The following is a 17,599-nucleotide window of genomic DNA, read 5'->3' on the forward strand; positions in this document are numbered from 1 at the left end:
CTAACTTTCTAATAGTATTTCGTAATCTTTTAGTAAATCTCTATTTTTTGTTGTTATTTCTATTGTTTTTCCAGAAGCTTGCAAAAGAGATTTAATAAAATCAAAATATATCTCCTCTATTTTTTCTTTAACTGAAGATTTTGTGATTATCTTTACATTTTTTATATCTTTTTCACTAACTATGTCTTTTAGTTCTTTTATTATATTTTCTACAATAGCTCTACTTCCCTTTATTTTCCCTGTTCCTTTACATAGTGGACATTCGTCTTGAAAATAGTAACTCAAAGGTTTTCCTAATCTTTTTCTAGTCATCTCTACTAGTCCTAAATCTGTAAAATGAATTATATTTGTTTTAACTCTATCTTTTGCTAAACTCTCTTCTAATACTTTCAATACTTTTTGTTTATCTTCTTCAACTTTCATATCAATAAAGTCAATAATAATAATTCCACTTAAATTTCTTATTCTCAGCTGTCGAGCTATTTCTACTGCTGCTTCTATATTGGTTTTAACTACGGTTTCCTCTAAATTCATAGTTCCTATATTTTTTCCAGTATTAACATCTATACTTACCAAAGCTTCTGTCTTTTCAATTACAATAGAACCACCACACTCTAACATTGTTGTTACTTCTAGTGATTTTTCTATCTCTTTTTGAATACCATATTTATAAAATATCTCCTCTTTTTCTGTATAGAGTTTTATTTTCATTTTTGGTATCCCTTCACTAAAAGCTCTTATATAGTCTATGATCTCCCAATAAACATCTTCATTATCTACGACTATTTCATCAATATCATTACCTATAATATCACGTAAAACTTTACTAACAATACCATTGTCTTTATATAGTAGCTCACCTGTTTTTGCTTTCTTTATTCTAACCTCTATCTCTTCCCATTTTTTTATTAGATATTGCAATTCTTTTTCAAAATGGTAGATACTTTTTCCTTCGGCTGCTGTTCTTATTATAACACCCATACCCTCTGGAACTATTTCTGAGAATAACTTCTCTAGTCGTTCTCTTTCTGTTTCATCTTTTATTTTTTTCGATATAGCTATATGATTATTATTCGGCATTAAAACCAAAAATTTCCCAGGTATAGTATAGTGCGTTGTTACTCTTGCACCCTTACTACCTCTAGGATCACTTAAAACTTGAACAACTACTTCATCTCCAACATTTAATAGCTCTTCTATTGGTTTTCCGCTATTTACTATTCCAGTTAAATATTTTTCTTCAAAATCTCTCAAATCCTTAACATACAAAAATCCATTTTTTTCAAGTCCAATATTGACAAAAGCTGATTCCATACCTGGAAGAACATTAGCAACTTTACCTTTGTATATGTTCCCATTTAATGTTCCTTCACCCTCTCTTTCAATATGAACCTCCATAACTTTTCCATTTTCTAAAACAGCAGCTCTTGTTTTAAATTTATTGGTATTTATTATCACTTGGTTCATTTATCTCTCCCCTAAGAACCTGTTTCCATGAGTAAATTTTTTCATTTATTTTGATTCTATCTATCTCTAACATATTATTCATTTTTATTACTAAATCTTTTCCTAATTTTTCTCGATTAATTTTATTTATACCTACAATTTTGGAAACATTCTTTTCATTAATTTCTACTTCTAATTTTTTTTCTCTATCATATATCTCTTTAAGAAAATCATAATATATCTCTCCAACCACTAGCTCTCTAAAAGCTGGATGGAAAGGTCCCCCTAAAACATTTTCATTATCATTTAATTCCTCTGTTGGTTGTAAACCAACTCTAACAATGTTTATATCATTATAATCTAAAAGCGAATATATTTTTTTACACCTTTTAACAGCCTCTTCTAAACTTAACGGAATATAACTCCCATTTTTAAACATATCTGCCATTTCAGTTTCTTTTATAACTAAAGTTGGGTAAATTCTTGCAATATCTGGTTTTAATTCAACTGTTTTAATAGCACTAGCTAAATCACTTTCATCAGTTGATCCTGGTAATCCCAGCATAAGCTGTATTCCTAATTCAATTCCAGCTTCTTTTATTAATTTTGCAGCTTCATATACTTTTTCCATTGGATAAAATCTATGTGTTTTTATCAACACCTTTTCATCTAAAGATTGAACTCCTAACTCTACAGTTGTAACTCCGTATCTTTTTAACATATCTACTATTTTTTTGTCAATATAATCAGGTCTTGTTGATAATCTTATTCCATCAATCAAACCATTTTTTATATATTCAAAAACTACAGATAGATACTCTTCTTGTAATTTTATAGAAATTCCTGTAAAAGTTCCACCAAAAAAAGCCACCTCTTTCTTGGATTTTTTTGGAAGAGTTTTTAAGTATGTTTCAATTATATTTTTTATATCCTCTGTGGTTACGTCTGTCTCTCTACCATTTATCTTTTTTTGATTACAAAATACACAATCATTAGGACATCCAAAATGACTTATAAAAATTGGAATATTATAATGTTTCATAAAGCTTTACTCCTAACTTTTTACAAATATCTTTTGCTGCCGATTGTTCTGCACTTTTTTTATTTTTACCTTTTCCATAACCTTTTAAATCATCTTTTATAACTGCAACAACCTCAAAAACTTTTAAATGATCTGGTCCAGCTTCACTAACTACTTGATAAGTTGGAATTATTTTGTATTCTTTTTGACTATACTCTTGTAATATTGTTTTAAAATCTAAGATATCCTCATTTTCATTTATATGTTCAATTGGATACTTTAAAAATTTCATAGCTATATCTTTTGCCACTATAAAGTCTGAATCTAAATATATAGCACCTAATATTGCTTCAAAAACATCACCTAATATCGAATTTCTTTCTCTTCCACCAGTTAACTCTTCACCTTTACTCAGCATTAAATATTGTCCAAAATCTAAACTTTTTGATATTCTTGCCAATACAGGCTCACTTACTACCATAGCTTTTAGTTTCGCTAAGTCTCCCTCTAAAGCATTTGGGTAACTTTTATATAAATATTCTGTCACAATAAGATCTAGAACTGCATCTCCTAGCAGTTCTAGTCTCTCATTATTTAGTTTTCTATATTTAGCGTGTTCGTTTCCAAAAGATCTATGGATAAGTGCATTTTTTAACAACTCCTTATTTTTAAAGGCATAACCTATTTTATCCTCTAATTCTAAGTATGATCTTTTCACTTATCTCTCTCCTTTTTACTTATATTTTCTCATAGCGATTACAGCATTGTGTCCACCAAATCCTAATGAACTTGACATTCCAACTTCTATTTCTCTTTTTACCATTTCATTTGGTGTATAGTTTAAATCTAATGCTGGATCAGGATTATCTAAATTTATTGTTGGAGGCACTACTCCTTCTGCTATTGATAATGCTAAAATTACTCCTTCAATTCCTCCAGCTGCTCCTAGCCCGTGACCAGTAGCTCCTTTTGTTGAAGATATATTCATAGTATATGCTGAATCTCCAAAAGCATCCTTTATAGCTGCAGTTTCATTTCTATCATTTGCAGGTGTTGATGTTCCATGAGCATTAATGTATCCTACTTCTTCTGGTTTTATATTCCCCTCTTCCATAGCCATAATAAAAGCTCTAGTAGCTCCTTCTCCACCTTCTGCTGGTGATGTAATATGGTATGCATCACAAGTTTCTCCATAACCTACTACTTCTGCATATATCTTTGCTCCTCTAGCTTTTGCTGATTCTAACTCTTCTAAAATTAGAACTCCTGCACCCTCTCCCATTACAAATCCATCTCTGTCAGCTGTAAATGGTCTTGAAGCTTTTTCAGGCTCATCGTTTCTTGTTGATAATGCTTTCATATTTGCAAATGCATTTATTGCAAATTTTGTAATACATGCTTCTGTACCACCTGTAATCATTGCATCTGTTCTTCCTGATTTTATCATTTCATAAGAATCACCAATTGAATGAGTTCCTGCAGCACATGCTGTTACAACAGCTTTATTTGGTCCTTTTGCACCAAAATAAATCCCAACATTTCCTGATGCCATATTATTTATCATTGCTGGTATTGTAAATGGAGATATTCTTCTTACACCTTTTTCTAACATTGTTCCATATTGATCTTCAAAAATTTCTATTCCACCAATTCCTGATGATACTATTGTTCCAACTTTAGTTGCATTTTTATCATCTATAACAAGTCCTGAGTCTTCTAATGCCATTTTTGCAGCGGCAATTGCAAATTGTGTATTTCTAGCTAATTTTTTTACTTCTTTCTTTTCTATTCCAAACTCTGTTGGGTCAAAGTCAGTAACTTCTCCAGCTATTTTAACGGCACTTTCTGTTGTATCAAAAGATTTAATCTCTTTTATTCCACATTTTCCAGCCTTAATAGCTTCCCAAGATTTTTCCGTCCCAGTACCTAGTGAAGTTATTAAACCAACTCCTGTTACAACTACTCTTCTCATTATTTATCCACCTCTTCGTTATTTTTCCAAAAAATATAACTAAAGGGGTACTTTCATACCCCTTTAAATTTATCTTACTTATTTGACTCAATGTAGTTTACAACGTCTTGAACAGTTTTAATTTTTTCTGCTTCTGTATCAGGAATCTCTACGTCGAACTCCTCTTCGAAAGCCATTATTAACTCAACTGTATCTAATGAATCTGCTCCTAAATCCTCTACGAAGTTTGCCTCTAAAGTTACTTGATCAGCGTCTACTCCTAATTGCTCTACAACTATTTCTCTTATTTTATCTAACATGTGTTTTCCTCCTAATTTTTAAATTATTTATATTAATATATTAGCAAATTTAATATATTTTTTCAAGTTTTATAATCTTTAGTATTTTATACTAAATCTGAAAGTTTTTCAATATTGATAACTTCAATCTCTTTATCAATCTTTTTTATTAAACCATTTAATACTTTTCCTGGTCCAATTTCATATATGGTAGTTACTCCTGCTTCTTTTAAAGCTAATATTGTATCAACCCATTTTACTGGTCCAAAGCTTTGTCTATATAATTCATCTTTTAATTCATCAACTTTTGTAATCTCTTTTGCTGTTGTATTAGCAATTAAAACTACTGAAGAATCTTCAAATTTAAATTCTTCTAAAGCTTCTTTTAATATTTCACCAGCTGGCTGCATTAAGCTTGAGTGAAATGGTCCAGAAACTGATAGTTCCATAGCTCTTCTTGCTCCTGCTTCTTTTAAAGCTATACAAGCTTTTCCTATCGCTTCTTTTTCTCCCGCTATTACAGTTTGCTTAGGTTCATTGAAGTTAACTGCCTCAGCTATTCCGTCTACTGATTTTAAAGTTTCAACTATTTTATCAGCATCAAGTCCAATTATCGCTGCCATTGTTCCTGCAACTTCTCCTGATACCTTGCTCATTGCTTTTCCTCTTAAAGAAGTTAGCTTTACAGCATCTTCCATAGATAAAAATCCTGCTGATCCAATTGCTGCATACTCTCCTACAGAGTGCCCTGCTACATAATTTGGCTCAATTCCTTTTTCTCTTAACATTTTTTCTAAAACTAAACTCATTGCTACTATTGCAGGTTGAGTATTCTTAGTATCTTTTAATTCTTCTTCACTACCTTCAAACATAACTGATTTCAAATCAAAATCTAAATTAGAGAAGATTTTATCAAACTCTTTTTTAGCTAATTCATTATTTTCATAAAGTTCTTTTCCCATGCCAACATACTGTGTTCCTTGACCTGGAAAAACAAAAGCTATTTTGCTCATATTAACTCCTTTTTTATAAATAACATGTGTTTTTTAATATACCATATTATTACTACTCTGTCAATTTTAAATTTAGTAAGACCACTTAATTATCATTGAAGCATATGTTAATCCTGCTCCAAATCCTGTTAATGCTATTGTATCTCCTTTTTTTACAAGACCTTTATCTAAAGCTTCACCTAAAGCTAATCCAATTGAAGCTGATGATGTATTCCCTAATTTATTTAAGTTTAAATAAAACTTATCCATTGGAATTTCTAATCTTTTTGAAGCTGCCTCTATTATTCTAACATTCGCTTGATGTGGAAATACCATATCTATATTTTCTGCTTTTAAATTAGCTCCCTCTAACGCTTCTAATGTTGCTTTTGGAAGAGCTTTTACAGCAAATTTAAATACATCTTGTCCTTTCATTTGTAAGAAATTTGATCTCTCATCTAAAACTTCTTGACTTAACGGTTTTCTTGTTCCTCCTGCTGGTGTTCTAAGAGCTCCTTTTACATCAGCTTCCGCTCCTAAGAACTGTGATAACATTCCGTATCCCTCTTCTACTTCAGCTACTACTGCTGCTGCTGCTCCATCTCCAAATAAAACACAAGTATTTCTATCTTGCATATCTACACACTTAGATAGAACCTCTGCTCCTATTACTAATATTCTTTTATTCATTCCAGAAGCAATTAAACCTTTTGCCATCGTTAAAGCATAAACAAATCCACTACATGCTGCATTTATATCTACTGCTGCTGCGTTTATAGCTCCTATTAACTCTTGTACAACACATGCTGTACTTTGAATTGGATAATCAGGCGTTGTTGTTGCTAGAATTATCATATCAATATCTTCTGCAGAAAGTCCTGCTTTTTCTAAAGCTTTTTTTGATGCTTCTGCTCCTAAGTCTGATGTGGCTTGATCTGCACTTGCAAACCTTCTTTCTTCTATTCCTGTTCTTGTTCTAATCCACTCATCTGATGTATCTATAATTTTTTCAAAATCAAAATTTGTCATTACATTTTCTGGAACATAAGTTCCTAACCCTATTATACCTACATTTTTAAGCTTCATCGCTTCCTCCTTGATTCTGTTTCATTACCTCTGTTAATCTATCTATAAATTTGTCTTCTGCAAACTTATTGGCAACTTTTAAAGCATTTTTGATTCCTCTAGCTGTTGAGTTTCCATGAGCCTTTATAGAAATTCCATTTATTCCTAAAAAAAGAGCTCCTCCATACTCAGATGAATCCAGCTTTCCTTTTAATTTTTTTAAAATAGGTTTTAATAAAAGAGCCCCTATTTTTCCTAAAGTACTTTTATTTATTTCTTCTTTTAAAATTGAAAATATAAATTTAGCAGTTCCTTCTGCTGTTTTTAAAACCATATTTCCAGTAAAACCATCAGCTACAATGACGTCGACTTCTCCATCCATCATCTCTCTACTTTCAATGTTTCCTATAAAATTTATTTTATCATTACTTTTCAAAAGATGGAAGGCCTCTCTTGTAATTTCATTACCTTTTCCTTCTTCAGTTCCTATATTAAGCAATCCAACTTTAGCATTTGAAACACCAAACATCTCTTCATAATATAGAGTTCCCATTGTTGCAAATTGATTTATAAACTCAGGTCTACAATCAGCATTTGCTCCCACATCCATTAAAACAATATCTCTTTTTTTACTTGGAAATATTGTTGTTATTGCTGGTCTTAAAACTCCTTTTATTCTTCTAAGTTTAAGTTGACTAGCACTTATTAATGCTCCTGTATTTCCTGCTGAAACTGATGCTTCAACCTCTCCAGATTTCACTAATTCTAACATTCTATTCATAGACGAGTCTTTTTTAGTTCTTACAGCTGACATTGGATCATCTGTCATCTCAATAATTTCTCTAGCATCGTAAATTTCTATTCTATTTTTATCATAAGTATACTTCTCTAATTCTTCTTGTATTTTTTCTTTTTTTCCAACTAAAACCACAGTTAAACCTTTTAGTTCATCCAAAGCTTGTATAGCACCTTTTACTGTTTCTAAAGGCGCAAAATCTCCACCCATGGCATCTAAAGCAATTCTCATATTTTCTCCTCAATCAATATATAATTATTAACTATTATATCATATTTTTGGAAATAAAAAAAAGCAAGATTTAACTATCCCGCTTTTTTTTATAAGATATTACTCTACTTCTGTAGCTAATACTTGCTTTCCGTTGTAATCTCCACATGCAAGACAAACTCTGTGCGGTCTTCTTGGTGCTCCACATTTGTCACAAGTTGCTAAAGTAGAACCTGTTAATGCGTGGTGAGATCTTCTCATGTTTTTCTTAGCTTTCGAAGTTTTCTTCTTAGGTACTGCCATCTTAGTTTCCCTCCTAATACATTCATATTTAAAAATTTAAAATTTTATGTCTAATAATTGCTGCCATCTTGGGTCAACATCCTCTTTAGAGTATTTTTCTACTTCAGAAGTATCTGAACACTCTGGAAGACATGCCTCATATTGTGACAAATCAAGTATTATATATTCTCTAACCAGATCAGAGATATCTATTTCGCTGTTTATAGCTTCTTCAAAATGTTTGTCTCCAAACTCCTCTTCTGGCTTCAGACTAGATATATACTTAGAATATTCTTTTGGATCTAGATATTCTCCTTTAAATTCTCCTTGAATTAAAGGTTCTATTTCTGCTAAACATCTAACACACTCTAATCTTAGTACTGTTCTATAAGACCCTTCAATTACATAACCATTTCCCTCTTTATAGGCTTTTCCTTTTATAGTTACACCCTCTGGAGTGTCCATAGAATCCATAGTCTTCTCAACATAATCAAAGGCTACCTCTGATTCATTAATAATTTCACTAAGCTTGATTATCAATGTTATCCTCCTTATAATTACAATACCTTAATATTTTACTAGTTTTTTTAAAGGTTGTCAAGTAATTTTTCTTAACAACCTTTTATATTTTATACATTAAATAAAAACTCCATTAAGTCCCCATCTTTTACAATGTATTCTTTTCCTTCTAGTCTTAGAACTCCTGCTTCTTGAGCTCCTTTCCATCCAGAACACTTTATAAAGTCCTCATATCCAACTACTTTTGCTCTAATAAATCCTCTTTCAAAATCTGTATGGATTTCTCCAGCTGCCTTTGGAGCTGTATCTCCTATCTTTATAGTCCACGCTCTTACTTCTTTTACTCCTGCTGTGAAATAAGTTTGTAGTCCTAATAGTTTAAATCCTGCTCTGATTAATCTATTTAATCCTGGCTCTTCTACTCCTAAAGCCTCTAAAAACTCTTTTTTATCCTCTTCTTCCATCTCTTGAAGTTCTGATTCTACTTTTGCAGATACTACAACAACTTCTGCTCCTAAACCTGCTGCATATTCTTTTACCTTTTCTACATATTCATTTCCTGTAGCTAATTCATCTTCTGATACATTTGCTGCAAACATCATTGGCTTTTGTGTTAAAAGTTGATATGTTCTCATTAACTCTTGCTCTTCAGGTGTTAATGCAAGTGTTCTTAACATCTTATACTCATCTAAATGTGCTTTACACTTTTCTAAAACTGGCATTAATGCTAAAGCTTCTTTATTTTTTGCTTTGAACAATTTTGATTGCTTTTCTATAGCTTTTTCAACAGTTTCCACATCAGCTAAAATAAGTTCTCCGTTTATAATTTCAATATCTCTTATCGGATCTACACTTCCACTTACGTGAATAATGTTCTCATCTTCAAAACATCTAACAACTTGACAAATTGCAGCAGTAGTTCTAATGTTTGATAGGAATTTATTTCCTAGACCTTCACCTTTTGCTGCTCCTTCAACTAAACCTGCAATATCCACAAATTCAACTGTTGCGTGCTGAACTCTTTGAGGATTTATTATTTTTGATAACTCATCTAATCTTTGATCTGGAACTGTTACCATTCCTACGTTTGGTTCTATTGTACAGAACGGATAGTTTGCTGCTTCTGCCGCTCCAGCTTTTGTTATTGCGTTAAAAAGAGTTGACTTTCCAACATTTGGAAGTCCTACTATTCCTATACCTATCATTTTAGAGATTCCTCCTGAAATTTTATTTTACTTTAGATTTTACCATATATAAAACCTTTTGTAAATAAAAAAACCCTCACTTTATTTAGTAAGGGTTTTAATTTTTAAGCTTTTTCACCTACACAATTTTCTACAGTTGCCTTTTTTAATCTTACTTTTGGTTCACTTGGTAATCCAAATCTTGGAATAAATCTATCTAATCCTGTTAATGTTGCTATTAAAATTGTTGATACTGCTATTAATGCTAAGAAATTGAATTTGATTATATCCATTGCACTAAATTTATATAATGGATAAACAGCTTGAGCTATTCCTAAATAAAATCCTATATATACATGCCATGGAATTAGTTGTGATCCAAACACTCCTAGAGCATCACTAAATGTCGCATTTCTAAGTCTTAATGTTTCAATATCCTCTGGTGAACCTTCAACATTTTTCTCAACAATCTCTCTTATAATTGGTCCCATAGTAACTATCTGAGCCATCTCATCTGCTAAACCAGCATTTCCTAATATAGATAGTACTCCATTACAAAACATCAATTGTCTTACATTTTTTGAAACTGCAACCACTATATTTGATAACGGTCTAAACGCATCCATCAACTTCATTATTCCACCGAATGCTGCAACCCACATCATCATTACAATTACCCAAGATCCTGCACCCTCAAATCCAGAATATAGTAGATTTAAAAATGCACCTGTACTTTCAACTGTTCCTGCAAACATACCTAATATATATGCTGCAAATATTCCTATGAACAAACATAAAAGTGTTGTTAATCCTCTAAACGCTGCTATCAAAACAAGAATTAATGGTATTATCATATAAGTTGGTACACCTGTTTTTACTTGATTTAGTAACGTAACTGCAGACTCTCTTTTTTCAGCAAGTACTGTCCAAACCTCTTCTGGTATTTGTCCAATAGCTGTTGCTGCATCTCCTGTAGTTGTAGGTAATCCCATTGCTACTCCAGCTACATAAAAAGCTACAATTCCTAATATTAAAACTAGTCCAGACCAATATCCTTGGTGTCTTATTCTCTTTATTACTTCAACTTTTTGAATTCCAGAACTTACAATTGTTGTATCTGATATAAGTCCTATGTTATCTCCAAAACATGCTCCACCAGCTATTGCTCCTACTGTTAAAGCAATATTCCCTCCAACAATATGGTTAAGCCATAAAAATATCGGTGCACAAGCAGCAAATGTTCCCCAGCTTGTTCCTGTTGCTATTGATAAAACTGATGTTACGATTATTCCTACAACTGCTACTGTTCTCCCTGTCAATCCCACATTTAAAGCTAAATTTATAATAGAAGCTCCAACCCCTGTTGACATGAACACTTCTGCCATAGCATATGCTACCATTAAAATAAAAAATGCAACCTGCATCTCTTTTGCATTATTTATAACTGCTTCAATTATATCATTTACTTTCTTCTTTTCAACAAATCCTGCAACTAATGCTGCATATACTGTTGCTATAGGTGCTGCTATTAAAGCATCATATCCCATAAACATTAACATTGCTAATATAGCAACTGGACTTAATTTTAATAGTTCTGTTATTCTGTTCATCCTAAAACCTCCAAGTTTAATTTTATATTTTAGTTTCACTGAAATTTTAGGTAAAAAAAACTACCGTATGGAAAATACGGTAGCTAATCTGCAAAATATATCACAAATTTTGGATAGCACAACACCAGATTCTATCTGATGACAGTCATATGAATATTTTTCACATGCCCAACAAAGATTTTTGACTTAATCTTCATTTCGGCGAACTTCCCTTTCTCTCAACTTCAGCGCTCTGTCCAGCTCTATTGAGTTACTCTTGTTATTCGCAACCTCTACCTAAAATATTAAATTTTCGAAACTTTAAATTATAGTATCATTATTTGTTTTCTCTGTCAATTATTTTTTTATTAAAGAAACTCCATTCATTTCAGCTGGTTTCTCAATATTTAATATTTCTAACATTGTTGGAGCCACGTCAGCTAACTTTCCATGGTTTAGTTCTCCTTTAAAATTATTAGAAACATATATAAATGGTACCTCATTTGTTGTATGCGCAGTAAATGCCTCATTTGTTACTGGGTCTACCATTTTTTCAGCATTTCCATGGTCAGCTGTTATTAATACTGTTCCATCTAATTCTAGAACTTTATTAACAATCTCTCCCACACCTTTATCAACAGCTTTTATTGCTTTTACAGCTGCGTCAAATACACCAGTGTGTCCAACCATATCAGGATTAGCAAAGTTCATTACAATAACATCAAACTTATCAGAATCTAATGCTTCTAAAACTTTCTTTGTTAATTCTGGAGCTGACATTTCTGGTTGTAAGTCATATGTTGCAACTTTTGGAGATGCAACTAATATTCTCTCTTCACCTTTGAATTCAGTTTCTTTTCCTCCGTTAAAGAAGAAAGTAACGTGTGCATACTTTTCAGTTTCAGCTGTTCTTAACTGAGTTAAGTTGTGATTTGATATAACTTCTCCTAAAGTGTTAGTTATGTCTTTATCTGTATAAATGATTTCTGCATCTATAGTTGAATCATACTGTCTCATGCAGTAGTATTTAGGCTCTAAATATTCTCTTTGGAATCCTTTAAAGTCTTTATCTGTTAAAGCTCTTGTTATTTGTCTAGCTCTATCTGGTCTGTAATTGAAATTAATTACAACATCACCTTTTTTGATTTCTCCAGATTTTGTTAATAAAACTGGCTTTATAAATTCATCTGTTATTTTTTCAGCATATGAATCTTCTATAATTTGTTCAGGAGTTTTTTCAGTTACTTCTACTTTTCCAACTATAGCATCATAAGCCTTTTCTGTTCTATCCCAGTTAGTATCTCTATCCATTGAAAAATATCTTCCAGAAATAGTTGCAATTTCTCCTACTCCTATCTCTTTTATTTTTTCTTCTAATTTTTTTATAAACTCTAATCCTGAAGTAGGAGCAGTATCTCTTCCATCCATAAATGCATGGATATATACTTTTGTTAATCCTGTTCTTTTTGCCATCTCTAATAATCCAAATAGGTGATTAATATGAGAGTGAACTCCTCCATCTGATAAAAGTCCCATGAAATGAATTGCTTTATCATTATTTTTAGCATAGTTAAATGCTTCTACAACTTTAGCTTTTTCAAAAAATTCTCCATCTCTAATCTCTTTTGTAATTTCTACTAGAGGTTGATAAATAACTCTTCCAGCACCTAAATTTAAGTGTCCTACCTCAGAGTTACCCATTTGTCCTTCTGGTAATCCTACAGCTTCTCCAGATGCTTTTATTAATGTATGTGGATAAGTATTAAATAATCTTTCAAAATTTTCTGGTTTTGCTTCTGCAATAGCATTTTTTTCTGTTGCATTTGGGTTGTATCCCCAACCATCAAGAACCATTAACATTAAAGGTTTTTTAGCCATTTTTTAGCCTCCTAATTTTTATTATCTTGCTCCTGCTTTTATAACTTGAATAAATGTTGGTGCATCTAACGAAGCTCCTCCTACAAGTCCACCATCTATATTTTCCATTGCTAATAACTCTGCTGCATTTTTAGCATTCATTGATCCTCCATATTGGATTGTCATTTCTGATGCTGCTTCTGCTCCAAACATAGCTATTAATACATCTCTAATCTCTTTATGAGTCTCTTCTGCCATTTCTGGTGTAGCTGTTTTTCCAGTTCCTATAGCCCATACTGGTTCGTATGCCACAACAACTTTAACTGCCTCTTCAGGTGTTAATCCTGCTAATCCTTCTCTAATTTGCTTTTCGTTTACTTCAGATGTTTTTCCTGATTCTCTTTCCTCTAATTTTTCTCCAATACATAATATTGGAATTAAATCGTGAGCTAAAGCTGCCTTTACTTTTTCATTAATGAAAGCATTAGACTCATGGAAATACTCTCTTCTTTCTGAATGTCCTAATATAACGTATTTTACTCCAATTTCTTTTAACATAACTGGTGATATTTCTCCTGTGTATGCTCCTGAATCTTTTGGATGCATGTTTTGTGCAGCTATTGCAACATTTGATCCTTCAACTGTTTTTACAGCTGATTCTAAAGCTGTGAATGGAGCTCCAATTACAATTTCTACTCCTTCTACACCATTTGTTAACTCTTTTAACTCTGATAATGTAGCTTTTGTTTCTGCTACTGTTTTATTCATTTTCCAGTTTCCTGCGATTATTGTCTTTCTCATTGATTTCTCCCTCCAAAACTTTTTTATTAATTTTAATTTTATAATAACATAATTTCTAGTTTTTTAACACGCACGACATTGTCTATATTTTCATCCTATTTTGAGTATTTTTTTCTCTAATTTAGTAATTTTCTTCTACCTTCTTCTTTTAAAACCTCTTTTAGGTAATCTTTTGAGTTTGCTAATAAATCCTCTAGTAATGGTACTATTGCTCCTTCTAAAAGCTCTATAATCCCTACAAAATCCTCCTTTTTAAAGGCTTCGAAAATCTCTTCTGCATATTTCTTAAACTCTTCTACATACTCGTTGTAATCAGAGTATAATAAATCTATCGCCGTTGCTTCTTTTAGAGACAGTACTATTCCAAATACCCACTCAACAAAACTTACCATCTCTATTATTTTTCCAATATCATTCATCTCTTCTTCTACTTCAGATAAATTTTCAAAAAATCTATCAGAATAAGGCTCTAAAAGATATAAAGATTCTATTAAAATCTCTCTATGTGAACGTGTTGTTAACTCTAAAATCTTTACTTTTTTATTTAAAGGTAAAGATTTACCATCCACCATCTCTCCATCAAGTTTTAATTCAACAATAACTTCACCATTTTGAATTACATTTGCCTCTAATTTTTCTAATACATTCAATAACTTTGTATTCTTTATTCCTATATTTATCTTTTCACCATTTATAAAAATCTCCATTTCTACCCATCCTCATTTTAGTCATTTAAAATAATCTCGCACTACAGCTATTGTAAAAAAAACTACACTTTTTGCCTTCTGATTTTCTAAAAATTCTTTTTCTATCTCTTTTATTGTTGCACCTGTTGTTACAATATCATCAACTATTAATATATTTTTTTGAAAATAATCTCTTGTTACTTTAAATGCTTTTTTTACATTTTCTTTTCTTTTTTCATGTTCTTTTATCTCATACATATGTTTTGTATTTTTTATTCTTTCAATATTTTCAAATTTTATATCTGCTGATTTTAGTATTTCATCAACTTGATTATATCCTCTTTCTAGAAATCTCTTTTTATTCACAGGGACAGATATTACCACATCAATCTCTTCTTTTATTTGAATCTGTTCTATAGACTCTTTTACATGTCTACTTAGACTGTTTGCAACACCTTTTCTGTTTTTAAATTTTAAGTCAAAAATTATTTTTTTTACATCTGTATAATAATATAAATAGTATAAGTTTTCTCTTTGTTTTAAGTCACTCATTTTTTCTAGTTTTATAATACATTTAGAACACAAATACCCTTTATTTTCGAGATGGCACCCACATAAAGAACAGGTATTATCAAATAATAGTTTTCTAAGGAGTTGCTTTAGCATATCTTTTGCCTTTTTTATTTTTTGCGAACTCTTTATCTACTATTTTCGCTGAATAAAACTCCGTATAACCACATTCTACACAAGTTTTTACATAGTACGTTCCAATCTCTATTTTTAATCCAGGGCTTTTTTCTGGTATCACTGCAGTTTTGACTATATATCTATCACTTCCACACTTTAAACATTTATAATCCAAGTTCATCACCCCAAAAAATATTCTTAATCCATTCTATTTTTTCACCTAGAAAAACTACTGCATCAAATCTTATTTTTTCATTTTCCAATCTATTTCTTCTTATAAACTCTTTTGCTGTTATATATATCTTTTTCATCTTTTTTTTATCTATCGCCTCTTGTGGCATTCCAAAAGATAAGTTTTTTCTATATTTAACTTCAAAAAAAACAAGGGTCGTTTCATCGTATCCGATTATATCTATCTCTCCAAAGGAACCTTGATAATTCATAGCCAACACCTTCACTCCAATGTTTTCTAAGTATTCTTTACCTTTTTCTTCATAAATCTTACCCTTGCTTCTTTTATTCATATTTTACTCTCCTAAAATTTTCTTTAAAAAACTTTTTCTATGAACTGTTTCAATAGGTCCTTTTTCTAATATCATTTCACGATGAGCTTTTGTTCCATACCCTTTATGTTTTTCAAAAGTATATTCTGGATAAAGTTTTGCTGTTTCAAGCATCATTCTATCTCTAGTAACTTTTGCTATTATCGAAGCTGCTGCTATGGCTAAACTTTTCGAATCACCTTTTATTACAGGTTCTTGTTCGCCTTCATATTCTCTAATTTTATGATTTCCATCTACTAAAACTTTTTCGAATGTTGTTTCTTTTTCTATTTGTTTTATCGCTCTTCTCATAGCTAAAAATGTAGCATTCAATATATTTATTTCATCTATCTCTTTAACATCAGCAATTCCTATACCTATATAAAAATTATCCATAATAACATCAAAAAGTTCCTCTCTAACTTTTTCAGTTAATTTCTTAGAATCATTTATCTTATCTAACTTCTCATCATACTTTTTTAATTTAGCTACTGCTGCAACTACTGGTCCTGCTAATGGTCCTCTTCCAGCTTCATCTACTCCTATGATATCTCCATTTTCTAAATCAAAAAGATACATTGTATTTTTTATATCCATTTCATCTCCACTATTTATAGGTTGTACCTATACATCTATATTTTTCCTTTTATTATTTCTGCAATCTTGCTATCTTATTTATATCTAATTTTAGCCTCTTTGCCACATCTTTAAAATCCTCTTTCAACTCTCCTAAAACTACCATTTCTTTTCCTGTTATAGGGTGATTAAATTTCAAATAATAAGAGTGAAGCATTTGTCGTTTTATTAAATCTGAACTACTTCCATAAACTTCATCTCCTAAAATAGGATGGTTTAAACTTTTCATATGCACTCTTATTTGATGAGTTCTACCTGTTTCTATTCCTACTTCTACTAAAGAGAATCCCTGTACGCTATCTATAACTTCATAATTAGTTATTGCTATTTTCCCATTTTCTGTTACAACAGCCATTTTTTTTCTATCTTTAGAATCTCTACCAATTAAAGTTTCTATTCTACCACCTATATTTTTAAAATTCCCTTTACATATACAAACGTATCTTTTTTCAATAGTTTTATCTTTAAACATATCAGTTAATTTTACATGAGCTATATCATTCTTAGCTATAACTATCAATCCACTTGTATCTTTATCCAATCTATGGACAATTCCAGGTCTAATAACTCCATTTATTGTAGATAAATCCTTTATATGATAAAGAACTGCATTAACCAAAGTTCCAGTATAGTACCCTTGAGCTGGATGAACAATCACTCCTGGATCTTTATTAATTATAACCATATCTTTATCTTCATATACTATATCTATTGGAATATTTTCAGGTAACACTTCTAGTACTTCATCTTCAGGAATTTTTACTATTATCGTTTCTTTTCCTTTGAGTTTATTTCCACTTTTCGTTTTAGATTTATTATCTATTGCTACATTTTCATTATCGATTAACTTTTGAATATAACTTCTCGTAGCATCTTCAAAAAATTCATTTAGAAAAGCATCCAATCTTTTTCCCTTATCTTTTTCTTCAACCTTTATTTCTATAACTTCTTTATATTTTTCCATCTTTCACTTCCTACCTAAACTCTATACTTTCTAAACAAAATTATATCACAAGTTATTTTCTATTACAAAATT

At 31.0% G+C, this 17,599-nt stretch carries 20 protein-coding genes and 1 riboswitch; all 20 genes read right to left on the bottom strand.

The window, feature by feature from the left end; all coding sequences use genetic code 11:
• Positions 1 to 1,467 (bottom strand): Rne/Rng family ribonuclease, encoded by a 1,467-nt coding sequence (locus HMPREF0202_RS01805; protein WP_023051682.1) that lies wholly within the window; start codon positions 1,465 to 1,467, stop codon positions 1 to 3.
• A complete protein-coding gene (locus tag HMPREF0202_RS01810) occupies positions 1,439 to 2,488 on the bottom strand; it encodes an elongator complex protein 3 (protein WP_023051683.1) in 1,050 nt (349 codons plus the stop codon). The genes HMPREF0202_RS01805 and HMPREF0202_RS01810 overlap by 29 nt, the downstream gene beginning before the upstream one ends.
• Complete coding sequence (gene rnc, locus HMPREF0202_RS01815) at positions 2,475 to 3,185, bottom strand: ribonuclease III (protein ID WP_023051684.1); 711 nt, start codon at positions 3,183 to 3,185, stop codon at positions 2,475 to 2,477. The genes HMPREF0202_RS01810 and rnc overlap by 14 nt, the downstream gene beginning before the upstream one ends.
• Before the next feature lie 15 nt (positions 3,186 to 3,200).
• Positions 3,201 to 4,439, bottom strand: a complete 1,239-nt coding sequence (gene fabF, locus HMPREF0202_RS01820) for a beta-ketoacyl-ACP synthase II (protein ID WP_023051685.1) — start codon at positions 4,437 to 4,439, stop codon at positions 3,201 to 3,203.
• A 74-nt stretch (positions 4,440 to 4,513) separates the two neighbouring features.
• The gene (acpP, locus tag HMPREF0202_RS01825) at positions 4,514 to 4,738 is read right to left on the bottom strand and encodes an acyl carrier protein (RefSeq protein ID WP_023051686.1); all 225 of its coding nucleotides are present in this window, start codon (positions 4,736 to 4,738) and stop codon (positions 4,514 to 4,516) included.
• A gap of 86 nt (positions 4,739 to 4,824) precedes the next feature.
• Positions 4,825 to 5,730 carry an ACP S-malonyltransferase gene (gene fabD, locus HMPREF0202_RS01830; RefSeq protein ID WP_023051687.1) on the bottom strand — a complete coding sequence of 302 codons (906 nt, stop codon included), beginning with the start codon at positions 5,728 to 5,730 and terminating at the stop codon, positions 4,825 to 4,827.
• Positions 5,731 to 5,802: 72 nt separating this feature from the next.
• The gene (locus HMPREF0202_RS01835; protein ID WP_023051688.1) at positions 5,803 to 6,795 is read right to left on the bottom strand and encodes a beta-ketoacyl-ACP synthase III; all 993 of its coding nucleotides are present in this window, start codon (positions 6,793 to 6,795) and stop codon (positions 5,803 to 5,805) included.
• Positions 6,785 to 7,801 (bottom strand): phosphate acyltransferase PlsX, encoded by a 1,017-nt coding sequence (gene plsX / locus HMPREF0202_RS01840; protein ID WP_023051689.1) that lies wholly within the window; start codon positions 7,799 to 7,801, stop codon positions 6,785 to 6,787. Before plsX ends, HMPREF0202_RS01835 begins: the two co-directional genes overlap by 11 nt.
• Positions 7,802 to 7,900: 99 nt before the next feature.
• Positions 7,901 to 8,083 carry a 50S ribosomal protein L32 gene (gene rpmF, locus HMPREF0202_RS01845; protein ID WP_023051690.1) on the bottom strand — a complete coding sequence of 61 codons (183 nt, stop codon included), beginning with the start codon at positions 8,081 to 8,083 and terminating at the stop codon, positions 7,901 to 7,903.
• A gap of 36 nt (positions 8,084 to 8,119) precedes the next feature.
• On the bottom strand, positions 8,120 to 8,602 hold the full coding sequence (locus HMPREF0202_RS01850; RefSeq protein ID WP_023051691.1) for a YceD family protein: 483 nt from the start codon (positions 8,600 to 8,602) through the stop codon (positions 8,120 to 8,122).
• A gap of 89 nt (positions 8,603 to 8,691) precedes the next feature.
• A complete protein-coding gene (ychF, locus tag HMPREF0202_RS01855) occupies positions 8,692 to 9,786 on the bottom strand; it encodes a redox-regulated ATPase YchF (RefSeq protein WP_023051692.1) in 1,095 nt (364 codons plus the stop codon).
• 104 nt (positions 9,787 to 9,890) lie between these two features.
• Positions 9,891 to 11,366: a Na+/H+ antiporter NhaC family protein gene (locus HMPREF0202_RS01860; protein WP_147524914.1), complete on the bottom strand. Its 1,476-nt coding sequence runs from the start codon at positions 11,364 to 11,366 to the stop codon at positions 9,891 to 9,893.
• Positions 11,367 to 11,481: 115 nt separating this feature from the next.
• Positions 11,482 to 11,658: riboswitch (Lysine riboswitch) on the bottom strand.
• A gap of 53 nt (positions 11,659 to 11,711) precedes the next feature.
• The gene (gpmI, locus tag HMPREF0202_RS01865; protein WP_023051694.1) at positions 11,712 to 13,232 is read right to left on the bottom strand and encodes a 2,3-bisphosphoglycerate-independent phosphoglycerate mutase; all 1,521 of its coding nucleotides are present in this window, start codon (positions 13,230 to 13,232) and stop codon (positions 11,712 to 11,714) included.
• 21 nt (positions 13,233 to 13,253) lie between these two features.
• A complete protein-coding gene (gene tpiA / locus HMPREF0202_RS01870) occupies positions 13,254 to 14,012 on the bottom strand; it encodes a triose-phosphate isomerase (protein WP_023051695.1) in 759 nt (252 codons plus the stop codon).
• A gap of 116 nt (positions 14,013 to 14,128) precedes the next feature.
• Positions 14,129 to 14,719, bottom strand: a complete 591-nt coding sequence (locus HMPREF0202_RS01875) for a hypothetical protein (protein ID WP_023051696.1) — start codon at positions 14,717 to 14,719, stop codon at positions 14,129 to 14,131.
• A 21-nt stretch (positions 14,720 to 14,740) separates the two neighbouring features.
• Positions 14,741 to 15,250: a ComF family protein gene (locus tag HMPREF0202_RS01880; protein WP_051364114.1), complete on the bottom strand. Its 510-nt coding sequence runs from the start codon at positions 15,248 to 15,250 to the stop codon at positions 14,741 to 14,743.
• 94 nt (positions 15,251 to 15,344) lie between these two features.
• Complete coding sequence (locus HMPREF0202_RS01885; protein ID WP_023051698.1) at positions 15,345 to 15,566, bottom strand: zinc ribbon domain-containing protein; 222 nt, start codon at positions 15,564 to 15,566, stop codon at positions 15,345 to 15,347.
• Positions 15,550 to 15,909, bottom strand: a complete 360-nt coding sequence (locus HMPREF0202_RS01890) for a YraN family protein (RefSeq protein ID WP_023051699.1) — start codon at positions 15,907 to 15,909, stop codon at positions 15,550 to 15,552. The genes HMPREF0202_RS01885 and HMPREF0202_RS01890 overlap by 17 nt, the downstream gene beginning before the upstream one ends.
• 3 nt (positions 15,910 to 15,912) lie before the next feature.
• Complete coding sequence (locus HMPREF0202_RS01895) at positions 15,913 to 16,524, bottom strand: ribonuclease HII (RefSeq protein WP_023051700.1); 612 nt, start codon at positions 16,522 to 16,524, stop codon at positions 15,913 to 15,915.
• Between the two features lie 52 nt (positions 16,525 to 16,576).
• Positions 16,577 to 17,527 (bottom strand): RluA family pseudouridine synthase, encoded by a 951-nt coding sequence (locus tag HMPREF0202_RS01900; RefSeq protein WP_023051701.1) that lies wholly within the window; start codon positions 17,525 to 17,527, stop codon positions 16,577 to 16,579.
• Positions 17,528 to 17,599 lie beyond the last annotated feature (72 nt).

The sequence above is a fragment of the Cetobacterium somerae ATCC BAA-474 genome, from assembly GCF_000479045.1.
GTDB classification, from domain to species: domain Bacteria; phylum Fusobacteriota; class Fusobacteriia; order Fusobacteriales; family Fusobacteriaceae; genus Cetobacterium_A; species Cetobacterium_A somerae.